The following is an 11857-nucleotide window of genomic DNA, read 5'->3' as shown; positions in this document are numbered from 1 at the left end:
TTGCAACACATCAGATGATGATCAATCGATGGTGCGTTTAACTTCAATCACTTCAAAGACTTCGATCATATCGCCGACACGAACGTCGTTGTAGTTCTTCACGCCGATACCACACTCCATGCCGTTACGCACTTCGTTAACATCGTCTTTGAAGCGACGCAGGGATTCCAGCTCGCCTTCATAGATAACAACGTTGTCGCGCAGAACACGGATCGGGTTGTGACGTTTGATGTTGCCTTCGGTAACCATACAGCCCGCGATCGCACCAAATTTCGGTGACTTGAACACATCACGAACTTCAGCCAGACCAATGATCTGCTGTTTGTATTCCGGAGCCAGCATGCCGCTCATCGCCGCTTTCACTTCGTCAATCAGGTTATAGATGACGGAGTAGTAACGCAGGTCCACGCTTTCCGCTTCAATTACGCGACGAGCCGAAGCATCAGCACGCACGTTGAAGCCGAGGATGATCGCGTTGGAAGCCGCAGCCAGCGTCGCGTCGGTTTCGGTGATACCACCTACACCCGAACCGATAATCTTCACCTTCACTTCGTCGGTGGAGAGTTTCAGCAGGGAGTCGGAGATCGCTTCCACAGAGCCCTGTACGTCGGATTTCAGTACGATGTTCAGCTCGGACACTTCGCCTTCGGTCATGTTGGCGAACATGTTCTCCAGCTTAGATTTCTGCTGACGCGCCAGTTTCACTTCGCGGAATTTACCCTGACGATACAAAGCAACTTCACGCGCTTTCTTCTCGTCACGGACCACGGTGGCTTCATCACCCGCAGCCGGAACACCGGACAGACCGAGGATTTCGACCGGAATTGACGGACCAGCAGCCAACACTTCACGGCCCAGCTCGTCACGCATCGCACGCACACGGCCATATTCGAAGCCGCACAGCACGATATCGCCTTTATTCAGGGTACCTTCACGCACCAGAACGGTAGCGACCGGACCACGACCTTTGTCGAGGAACGATTCAATCACCACGCCGCTTGCCATACCTTCACGGATAGCAGTCAGTTCCAGAACTTCCGCTTGCAGCAGAATTGCGTTCAGCAGGTCATCAATGCCGGTACCGGCTTTCGCAGAAACGTTGACGAACATGTTCTCGCCGCCCCACTCTTCCGGGATGATACCGTACTGAGTCAGCTCGTTCTTAACGCGATCCGGATCGGCTTCTGGTTTGTCGATCTTGTTCACGGCAACCACAACCGGCACACCGGCCGCTTTCGCGTGCTGGATAGCTTCAATGGTCTGCGGCATCACGCCGTCATCCGCGGCCACGACCAGGATAACGATATCCGTTGCCTGTGCACCACGCGCACGCATCGCGGTAAACGCGGCGTGGCCCGGGGTATCCAGGAAGGTGATCATGCCGTTTTCGGTTTCAACGTGGTAAGCACCGATATGCTGGGTAATGCCGCCCGCTTCGCCTGAGGCGACTTTGGTGGAGCGGATGTAGTCCAGCAGTGAGGTTTTACCGTGGTCAACGTGACCCATGATAGTCACGACCGGTGCGCGGCTTTCCTGCGCAGCATCGGTATCACGATCGTCCATCACCGCTTCTTCCAGCTCATTCTCACGGCGCAGGATCACTTTGTGACCCATCTCTTCCGCAACCAGCTGGGCAGTTTCCTGGTCGATAACCTGGTTAATGGTCGCCATAGCGCCCATCTTCATCATGGCTTTGATGACCAGTGAACCTTTCACGGCCATTTTGTTAGCCAATTCTGAAACGGTGATGGTTTCACCGATGATAACATCACGGTTCACTGCCTGAGCTGGCTTGTTAAAGCCTTGTTGCAGGGAGCTCGGTTTGCGATGTTTACCGCCTTTACCACCACGAACAGCGGCGCGCGCTTCTTCACGGTCAGTTTTGGCTTCAGAATGCTTGTTGCCTTTCTTGGCAGGGCGAGCAGCTTTAGTGGTGCGGCCACGGCCACGACCGCCTTCAACTTCGCGATCGTTTTCATCTTCAGCCTGGCGGGCATGGGTCGAGGTGGTGACGTGATAGTCGCCTTTATCCTCTTCTTCCGGTTTTTCCCACTCAGCAGCTTTTTCTTCTGCCAGACGGCGGGCTTCTTCAGCCGCACGTCGTGCGTTTTCTTCCAGCTTACGGCGCGCTTCTTCTTCGGCTTTACGCTTCAGTTCTGCGGCTTCGGCTTCACGACGGGCCTTATCAGAATTCGCGGCTTTGGTTAGTTCGTCGGTAGGTTGATTAGTCACTTTGTCATTTTCCGCTGCTTCACGCTTCGCCTTGTCAGCGGCTTCGCGCTTGGCTTTTTCTTCGGCTTCACGTTGCGCTTTTTGTTCAGCTTCGCGACGGGCTTGTTCTTCCGCCTCGCGACGCGCCTTCTCTTCCGCTTCACGCTGCGCCTCGGCTTCAGCTTCAGCCTGAGCCTGCGCTTCGGCTTCTGCATCACCCTTCACATAGGTGCGCTTTTTGCGGACTTCGATTTGCACCGACTTACTTTTACCCCCGGTGCCAGGAATATTCAAGGTGCTGCGAGTTTTACGTTGCAGCGTCAGTTTACCTGAACCGGCCTGACCATGTTCACGATTCAGGTGGGACAATAAGGTTTCTTTCTCTTGCTGGGTCACCGCGTCATTCTCAGACTTACGGATCCCCGCATCAGCAAATTGCTGTACCAGGCGATCTACCGGAGTCTGAATTTCGGCGGCCAGCGATTTTACGGTTACATCTGTCATGCTGTTCCTTCCTGTAATTATGCGTCATCGCCGAACCAGCAGATATTACGCGCGGCCATGATCAGCGCGCCGGCTTTCTCATCATCCAGCCCTTCGATATCTGTCAGATCGTCGACACCTTGCTCGGCAAGATCTTCCAGCGTGCAAACGCCAATCGCTGCCAGACGGTAAGCCATCGCACGATCCAGACCCTCGAGATTCAGCAGATCCTCAGCAGGCTCCTGATTGCCACGGCTCTCTTCTTTCGCCAGTGCCAGGGTAGTTAACGCATTTTTTGCTCGTTCACGCAGGGCTTCTACCGTGTCTTCATCGAGGCCGTCAATTTCCAGCAACTCGTTGATCGGTACATATGCCAGCTCTTCAAGAGAAGAGAAGCCCTCTTCCACCAGAATGGTGGCAAACTCTTCGTCGATGTCGAGATGTTTGGTGAACATATCGATGGCCGCGTGGGCTTCAGCCTGATGCTTCGCCTGCAGGTCATCGACGGTCATTACGTTCAGTTCCCAACCGCTCAGCTGGGAAGCCAGACGTACGTTTTGGCCGTTACGGCCGATCGCCTGAGCCAGATTGCCAGCTTCAACAGCGATATCCATGGTGTGATTGTCTTCATCCACCACAATTGACGCTACATCAGCCGGAGCCATAGCGTTGATGACGAACTGTGCCGGGTTATCGTCCCACAGCACGATATCGATACGCTCGCCACCCAGTTCGCTGGAGACAGCCTGCACGCGAGCGCCACGCATACCTACGCAGGCACCCACCGGATCGATACGTTTGTCATTGGTTTTCACCGCGATTTTGGCGCGAGAACCGGGATCACGCGCTGCCGCTTTGATCTCAATAACTTCTTCGCCAATTTCCGGTACTTCGATGCGGAACAGTTCGATCAGCATTTCCGGCTTCGAACGGGTCACGAACAGCTGTGCACCACGCGCTTCCGGACGCACGGCATACAACACACCGCGAATACGGTCGCCAGGGCGGAAGTTTTCACGCGGCAGCATATCTTCACGCACGATGACTGCTTCAGCATTGCTGCCGAGATCCAGCGTGATGTTGTCGCGGTTCACTTTCTTCACCACGCCAGTGATGATGTCGCCTTCCTGCTCGCGGAACTGATCCACCACCATCGCGCGTTCAGCTTCGCGCACTTTCTGCACGATAACCTGCTTCGCCGTCTGGGTGGTGATACGGTCAAACGTGACCGATTCAATCTGATCTTCAACAAAATCGCCCAGATTGAATGCTTCATCTTCGAAGCGGGCTGCTTCCAGCGTGATCTCGCGAGTCGGCTGCGTCACTTCATCAACAATCAGCCAGCGACGGAAAGTATCGAAATCGCCACTACGGCGGTCAATGCTGACACGCACGTCGATTTCCTGCTCATACTTCTTTTTGGTCGCAGTGGCCAAAGCGCTCTCCAGCGCTTCGAAGATTTTCTCACGCGGCAGGGCTTTTTCGTTAGAAACGGCTTCTACTACAGCTAAGATCTCTTTGTTCATCCTGGTTAGCCTCAATCCGGACTTTTAAAAGTGGGGGACCAGGTTCGCTTTCTGAATGTTGCTCAGCGCGAACACTTCATCCTTACCCTCAACGGTTACCGTGATCATCTCGCCTTCGACAGACTTAATGATGCCCTGCCATTTACGGCGGTTCTGCACGGCCATACGCAGTACCAGACTTACCTCTTCACCGGCAAAACGCGCGTAGTGTTCAGCAGTAAAAAGAGGACGGTCAAGACCCGGTGAGGAAACTTCAAGGTTGTAAGCCACGGTGATGGGATCTTCCACATCCATCACAGCGCTGACCTGGTGGCTGACATCGGCGCAATCATCAACATTGATACCCTCTTCACTATCAATATAGATGCGCAAGGTTGATGTGCGACCACGAATAAATTCGATACCGACCAATTCGTAGCCAAGCGCTTCTACCGGAGCAGAGATCAACTCTGTCAATTTTTGCTCTAATGTGGACAAGCCCACCCCCAAGACATAAAAAAAGGGCCTAATAGCCCAGTGTTGCGATTTCCTGATAACAAAAAACCCCGAAAAATCGGGGCTTTTTGTGACTGGACCCTGTATGCCGCGATGCGGCTCGGAGCACAATCCAGAAGAATTTTTTTCAAAACTCACTGCGAATGCGTCCGTCGATGCATACAGTATATTTGAAAAAGAACTCTAAGGGAAAGTGGTTGCGGGGGCCGGATTTGAACCGACGACCTTCGGGTTATGAGCCCGACGAGCTACCAGGCTGCTCCACCCCGCGTCCGAAAACGTGGCGAATGTTACGCCGAACATGCAAAAATTGCAAGTCATACTGAGATTTGGTACCGAGGACGGGACTTGAACCCGTAAGCCCAATCGGGCACTACCACCTCAAGGTAGCGTGTCTACCAATTCCACCACCTCGGCACTTCACTGACGGCGACGATAATATGTCGCACTGCAAGCTGACGATCTTACTGCGGGATATCGTTACCCGGGGTTGCCGGTTTGGCTGGCTGAGTCTGTTCAGATTTAGCCGGCGCAGTCAGATTTTCCCACTCGCTTCCTTTGGAAGTTTTATTCGTGTTCAGGTTACCCAGAATCAGGCTGATGATGAAGAACAGCGTCGCCAGCACTGCGGTCATGCGAGTCATAAAGTTACCAGACCCGGTAGAACCGAACAGCGTCGCAGAAGCGCCTGCACCAAATGATGCTCCCATATCAGCGCCTTTACCTTGTTGCAGCATGATCAGACCAACAAGGCCCAGCGCCACAATAAGGAAAACAACTAAAAGAGCTTCGTACATAATCAACCTGTTTCCTTGCGCGTAAACCGCACAGTTAAAGCTTCAACCAGTATCGATGGGGAGTCTCGTCATCACCCATCAGAAGCGGGTGTGAATACTAACCAAAGGCACATTGCTCTGCAAGCGCAATTTTCACGAACCTCATCAATTGCGGAAAAAAGCGCCATCATGGTGATTTTACAGGCGGAAAGAGAAAAATCTTACCGCCTGAAAGGCACTTAAACCGCCTTCACCGCATCGGCAATTTTGTGCGCCAGCGCGGTCACCTGCGCTTCATCTTCACCTTCCACCATCACCCGAATCAGTGGCTCAGTGCCGGATTTACGTAACAGCACGCGACCACGACCCGCCAGCGTTTTTTCCACTTCTGCGCTGGCCGCCTTGACGGCATCACTTTGTAAAGGATCGTTGTTGCCGCTGAAGCGAACATTGACCAACACCTGGGGCAACATCTTCATGCCGCTACACAGGTCATGCAGGCTCATGTGGTTTTGCACCATTGCAGTAAGTACTTGCAAACTTGCAACGATGCCGTCGCCAGTGGTGGTTTTGTCCAGCAGGATGACATGGCCGGAGTTTTCCGCCCCCAGACGCCAGCCCTTCTCCTGCATTTTCTCCAGCACGTAGCGGTCGCCAACTTTGGCACGCACAAACGGGATACCAAGCTGCTTCAGCGCCAGTTCGAGGCCCATGTTACTCATCAGCGTCCCTACTACGCCACCGCGCAGTTGGCCCTGACGTAAACCTTCTCGCGCAATGATGTAGAGGATCTGGTCACCATCAACCTTCGCGCCTAAATGGTCAACCATCATGATGCGGTCGCCGTCGCCATCGTAAGCCAGGCCAATATCGGCCTTCTCTTCCAGCACACGTTGCTGCAACATTTTCAAATCGGTTGCGCCGCAATTTTTATTGATGTTCATACCATCCGGTTGAGTCGCGATGGCAATCACCGTAGCCCCCAGTTCACGCAGCACGTTTGGCGCAATGTGATAGGTCGCCCCGTTCGCGCAATCCACCACGATTTTTAAGCCATTCAGGCTCAGTTCACTGGGGAAGGTGCCTTTGCAAAACTCGATGTAGCGCCCGGCAGCATCGACAATGCGGCTGGCACGTCCCAGCTCAGCAGACTCAACACAAGTGATCGGTTTTTCCATCTCCAGTTCGATCGCTTCTTCCACTTCATCTGGCAATTTGGTGCCTTCAGCAGAGAAAAATTTGATGCCGTTATCGTCGAACGGGTTATGTGAAGCAGAAATCACAATGCCAGCTTCGGCGCGGAAAGTGCGTGTCAGATAAGCAATCGCCGGCGTCGGCATCGGACCGGTAAACGCCGCAGACAGGCCCGCCGCTGCCAGCCCGGCTTCCAGAGCCGATTCCAGCATGTAGCCCGAAATACGCGTATCTTTCCCAATCAACACTTTCTTAGAACCGTGACGGGCCAGCACTTTTCCTGCCGCCCAACCCAGCTTCAGAACGAAATCCGGGGTAATTGGCGCTTCCCCCACTTTGCCGCGAATCCCATCCGTACCGAAATATTTACGATCACTCATGCCTTTTTATCCTTTTGCTCTGCGTGTCGCTTCAACCACACGCATCGCTTCAACAGTTTCTTTCACGTCATGCACGCGAATAATGTGCGCGCCTTGCATGGCGGCAATGACCGCACACGTCAGGCTGCCGGTCAGGCGCTGCGCCGGGCCGACATTCAGCAACTGACCAATCATTGATTTACGCGACATCCCCACCAGTAACGGCAAACCGAAATGATGAAAATGGCTCAGTTCAGCCAGTAGCTCATAGTTGTGGCTGAGATTCTTACCGAAACCAAAGCCGGGGTCGAGTAGCAGATTCTCTTTTTTAATACCGGCGTCGACACAACGCGTAATCTGTTCTGTGAAGTAAGCGTCCACTTCACTGACGATGTTTTGATACTGGGGTGCTTGCTGCATGGTGCGCGGCTCACCTTGCATATGCATCAGGCACACCGGCAATCCGGTATCAGCCGCAGCCTGCAACGCACCGGGTTCAGATAATGAGCGAATGTCATTAATGATGTGAGCACCCACTCGCGCAGATTCACGGATCACTTCAGCCTTTGAAGTATCGACAGAAATCCATACCTCAAAACGCTGGGCGATGGCTTCCACCACCGGGATAACCCGCTCCAGCTCCTCCTCAACGCTCACCTCATCGGCTCCCGGACGGGTCGATTCACCACCAACATCAATAATGGTTGCCCCGGCATTGACCATCTCATTGGTGTGCGTCAGCGCATCCACCAATGAATTGTGCTTACCGCCATCGGAGAAGGAGTCCGGCGTGACATTCAAAATGCCCATCACATGGGGAAACGAGAGATCGAGATGGGTATCACGGGCGTACAACTTCATGGCGAGAGCCTCCTTGAGGAATTACGGAACTGCGGGATGTAAAAAACCCCGGACCGGCCGGGGTTTTTGTCGAGGTTTGCGCCTCTTATTTGTCGAGCTGTTCTGACATGGTGTTGCCTGGGTTCGGCGTACGCGGTTCATCAACCGGACGTGGCGCCTTCGGCGTACCGTTGTTGTCAGAAGAGTTGCTGCCTGGATCTTCCCAGCCAGCAGGTGGACGCACTTCACGGCGTGCCATCAGGTCATCAATCTGCGGTGCATCAATGGTTTCATACTTCATCAGCGCGTCTTTCATCGCGTGAAGAATATCCATGTTTTCACCCAGGATACGGCGTGCGCGTTGGTAGTTGCTGTCGATCAGGTGTTTAACTTCCTGGTCGATAATACGCGCCGTTTCATCAGACATATGCTTGGCTTTCGCCACAGAACGTCCGAGGAACACTTCTCCCTCTTCCTCTGCATACAGCAGTGGACCGAGTTTTTCTGAGAAGCCCCATTGGGTCACCATGTTACGCGCCAGATTAGTGGCAACTTTGATGTCGTTTGATGCACCCGTCGATACGTGTTCCACACCGTAGATAATCTCTTCAGCCAGACGGCCACCGTACAACGTAGAGATCTGGCTTTCCAGTTTTTGACGACTGGCGCTGATCGCATCGCCTTCCGGCAGGAAGAAGGTCACACCCAATGCACGACCGCGCGGAATAATCGTCACTTTATGTACCGGATCGTGTTCCGGCACCAGGCGACCAATAATCGCGTGCCCCGCTTCGTGATAGGCAGTCGATTCTTTCTGCGCTTCCGTCATCACCATAGAGCGACGTTCCGCACCCATCATGATTTTGTCTTTCGCTTTCTCGAATTCAACCATCGATACCACACGCTTATTGGAGCGGGCAGCAAACAATGCAGCTTCGTTGACCAGGTTCGCCAGGTCAGCACCGGAGAAGCCCGGCGTACCACGCGCGATGATGGCAGCATCAATATCGGTTGCCAGCGGCACGCGACGCATATGCACTTTCAGAATCTGCTCACGGCCACGCACGTCTGGCAGACCGACCACCACCTGACGGTCGAAACGGCCAGGACGCAGCAGCGCCGGGTCCAGCACGTCAGGACGGTTAGTAGCCGCGATAACGATAATACCTTCGTTGCCTTCAAAGCCGTCCATTTCAACCAGCATCTGGTTCAGCGTTTGTTCACGTTCATCGTGACCACCGCCTAAACCTGCGCCACGCTGGCGACCCACTGCATCGATCTCATCGATAAAGATGATGCAAGGTGCGGCTTTTTTCGCCTGTTCGAACATGTCACGCACACGAGATGCACCGACACCCACGAACATTTCAACGAAGTCAGAACCGGAAATGGTAAAGAAAGGCACTTTAGCTTCACCGGCAATCGCTTTCGCCAGCAGCGTTTTACCCGTACCCGGCGGACCAACCATCAGTACGCCTTTCGGGATTTTACCGCCCAGTTTCTGGAAGCGACTCGGTTCACGCAGATATTCGACCAGCTCACCCACTTCCTCTTTGGCCTCATCACAACCGGCCACATCCGCAAAAGTGGTTTTGATCTGATCTTCGGTCAGCATGCGGGCCTTGCTCTTGCCGAAGGACATCGCGCCCTTCCCGCCGCCACCTTGCATCTGACGCATAAAGAAGATCCACACGCCAATCAGCAGCAGCATCGGGAACCAGGAGATGAAGATCGAAGCCAGCAGGCTCGGCTCTTCCGGCGGTTCGCCAACCACTTTGACGTTTTTGGTCAACAGGTTATCGAGTAACTTGGGATCGTTGACAGGAATATAGGTCGTGTATTTATTACTGTCTTTTTTGGTAACGTTAATCTCACGCCCGTTAATACGTGCCTCGCGGACCTGATCCTGGTTCACTTCCGACAGGAAGGTTGAATAATCAACCCTACGGCCATTCGACTCGCTGGGCCCAAAGCTCTGGAATACTGACATCAGCACAACCGCGATGACTAGCCAGAGAATCAGGTTTTTCGCCATGTCACTCAAGGGATTAACCTCATATTACAACGGTGTTAACAGACAGCGTAGGGTACTATATATCCTTCATACCTGGAATCGCGGCGCTGATGATTTTGCTTGTTTACCCTGAAAGTCAGAATACTCATCGGTGTAAACGCATTGGTCGCCTTGCTTTGATTCCTGTCAATCAGGTTATAGTTTGCGCCCTGTCGCCACAATGTACACTTCGCGCGAACGTGAACGCGAAGCATCCGGCTTACGAATTTTCACTTTCGTAAACAGGGAGCGAATTTCCCGCAGGTATTCATCGAAGCCATCTCCCTGAAACACTTTCACTACAAAACTGCCGCCTGGTGCCAGGATATCCCGACACATTTCCAACGCTAACTCTACCAAATACATGGAACGTGGAATATCAACCGCCGGTGTACCACTCATGTTCGGAGCCATGTCCGACATGACAACCTGCACTTTTTCGTCACCAACACGTTCCAGAAGCGTCTTCAGCACGGCTTCGTCACGAAAATCGCCTTGCAGAAAATCGACCCCAACAATCGGGTCCATGGGCAGCAGGTCACACGCAATAATACGGCCAGAAGAGCCAATCAGTTGTACCACATATTGCGACCAGCCACCGGGTGCAGCTCCCAGATCTACCACTGTCATACCGGGTTTGAAAAGCTTGTCACCCTGCTGTATTTCCTCAAGTTTAAACCAGGCGCGCGAACGCAACCCTTTTTTCTGTGCCTGTTGCACATATTTATCGCTAAAGTGTTCCTGAAGCCAGCGACTGGAACTGGCCGAACGCTTTTTACCCGTCATAATTTTTCCAGTTAAATCGTCATCGTAGCGATAAATCAGCACGCATCGGTTGCGTTGATTTGGCGATATACCCGAGATGGCGGTAGAATGAACCGTTTTCAATCCCTAAGTAAGCAAAAAAATACGATGAATCTGAGTACCAAACAAAAACAGCACCTGAAAGGTCTTGCCCATCCATTGAAACCCGTTGTTATGCTGGGCGGAAATGGCCTGACTGAAGGCGTGCTCGCCGAGATCGAACAGGCGCTGGAACATCACGAATTAATCAAGGTAAAAATTGCCTCGGAAGATCGTGAAACCAAACTGTTGATCGTTGACGCAATCATTCGCGAAACGAAAGCTTGCAACGTACAGGTCATCGGCAAAACGCTGGTGCTGTATCGCCCTGCAAAAGAGAGCAAAATTTCTCTGCCTCGCTCATAAGGCGGGCAAAGAAAGTGCCATGCTCCTGCATGGGATAAAAGGCCGCTATGCGGCCTTTTTCCTTTCTTTACAATATGCAGCAATGCATTTCAAAGCGTAGCAATATCTTAAAGGTATTCCACCTTCAGGATCTCATATTCCACATCGCCACCCGGGGTTTTGATGATGGCGACGTCATCCGCCTCTTTTCCGACCAGACCACGCGCCATTGGCGAGTTCACCGAAATCAGATTTTGTTTAAAATCGGCTTCATCATCCCCCACGATGCGGTAGGTGGATTCTTCGTCGGTATCAAGGTTCAGCACCTGCACGGTCGCACCAAAAATGACGCGGCCGGTTTTCGGCATCTGAGTCACATCAATCACTTGCGCATTGGAGAGCTTAGCTTCGATCTCCTGAATACGACCCTCGCAGAAACCCTGTTCTTCGCGGGCGGCATGATATTCGGCATTCTCTTTCAAATCGCCGTGCTCACGGGCTTCGGCAATTGAGGCGATGATGCGCGGGCGCTTAACGGTTTTCAGTTCGTTCAGCTCTTCGCGCAGCTTCTCAGCGCCTTTCAACGTCATCGGAATCTGATTCATTTTAGCTCCTCGTCATCTTTCCTGGTTAACGGCGTCATCCTGACAGGTGACAGCAGAAAACAGCTTCTGCGGCGCGTTACCTCATTTCACAAGCAAAAGAATCCTGACCCGGAAAGCGTTCCGGGTC

General features: G+C 53.0%; 10 protein-coding genes and 2 tRNA genes. 1 reads left to right on the top strand and 11 read right to left on the bottom strand.

All coding sequences use genetic code 11. The features are described from left to right. Positions 1-21: 21 nt before the first annotated feature. From infB to rlmE, 10 genes are all read right to left on the bottom strand, one after another. Positions 22-2715 carry a translation initiation factor IF-2 gene (gene infB / locus AC6I8T_RS02720; protein ID WP_021185743.1) on the bottom strand — a complete coding sequence of 898 codons (2694 nt, stop codon included), beginning with the start codon at positions 2713-2715 and terminating at the stop codon, positions 22-24. Between the two features lie 17 nt (positions 2716-2732). Beyond that, positions 2733-4220, bottom strand: a complete 1488-nt coding sequence (gene nusA / locus AC6I8T_RS02715) for a transcription termination factor NusA (RefSeq protein ID WP_021185742.1) — start codon at positions 4218-4220, stop codon at positions 2733-2735. A gap of 24 nt (positions 4221-4244) precedes the next feature. Continuing rightward, positions 4245-4697 (bottom strand): ribosome maturation factor RimP, encoded by a 453-nt coding sequence (rimP, locus tag AC6I8T_RS02710; RefSeq protein WP_021185741.1) that lies wholly within the window; start codon positions 4695-4697, stop codon positions 4245-4247. A gap of 212 nt (positions 4698-4909) precedes the next feature. After that, a tRNA-Met gene (locus tag AC6I8T_RS02705) sits at positions 4910-4986 on the bottom strand. A 59-nt stretch (positions 4987-5045) separates the two neighbouring features. Next, positions 5046-5132 (bottom strand) — tRNA-Leu (locus AC6I8T_RS02700). A gap of 47 nt (positions 5133-5179) precedes the next feature. Then, a complete protein-coding gene (gene secG, locus AC6I8T_RS02695; RefSeq protein ID WP_013507698.1) occupies positions 5180-5512 on the bottom strand; it encodes a preprotein translocase subunit SecG in 333 nt (110 codons plus the stop codon). A gap of 218 nt (positions 5513-5730) precedes the next feature. Further along, entirely contained in the window at positions 5731-7065 is a 1335-nt protein-coding gene (gene glmM / locus AC6I8T_RS02690; RefSeq protein ID WP_021185738.1) for a phosphoglucosamine mutase, read from the bottom strand. A 6-nt stretch (positions 7066-7071) separates the two neighbouring features. Beyond that, positions 7072-7905: a dihydropteroate synthase gene (folP, locus tag AC6I8T_RS02685; RefSeq protein ID WP_208724702.1), complete on the bottom strand. Its 834-nt coding sequence runs from the start codon at positions 7903-7905 to the stop codon at positions 7072-7074. A gap of 85 nt (positions 7906-7990) precedes the next feature. Further along, positions 7991-9919, bottom strand: a complete 1929-nt coding sequence (gene ftsH / locus AC6I8T_RS02680; RefSeq protein ID WP_036627470.1) for an ATP-dependent zinc metalloprotease FtsH — start codon at positions 9917-9919, stop codon at positions 7991-7993. A 174-nt stretch (positions 9920-10093) separates the two neighbouring features. Then, entirely contained in the window at positions 10094-10723 is a 630-nt protein-coding gene (gene rlmE, locus AC6I8T_RS02675; protein ID WP_013507694.1) for a 23S rRNA (uridine(2552)-2'-O)-methyltransferase RlmE, read from the bottom strand. 126 nt (positions 10724-10849) lie between these two features. Here rlmE and yhbY point away from each other — a divergent pair, with 126 nt between their 5' ends. Then, positions 10850-11146 (top strand): ribosome assembly RNA-binding protein YhbY, encoded by a 297-nt coding sequence (yhbY, locus tag AC6I8T_RS02670; protein WP_021185735.1) that lies wholly within the window; start codon positions 10850-10852, stop codon positions 11144-11146. A 107-nt stretch (positions 11147-11253) separates the two neighbouring features. On the opposite strand, the gene greA is transcribed toward yhbY, so the two are convergent. Beyond that, complete coding sequence (gene greA, locus AC6I8T_RS02665) at positions 11254-11730, bottom strand: transcription elongation factor GreA (RefSeq protein WP_013507692.1); 477 nt, start codon at positions 11728-11730, stop codon at positions 11254-11256. Positions 11731-11857 lie beyond the last annotated feature (127 nt).

It is taken from the genome of Pantoea sp. X-Soil-OKNW-556, from assembly GCF_059730695.1.
The sequence above is the reverse complement of the archived record's forward strand: the minus strand, read 5'-3'. Positions and strand labels throughout refer to the sequence as shown.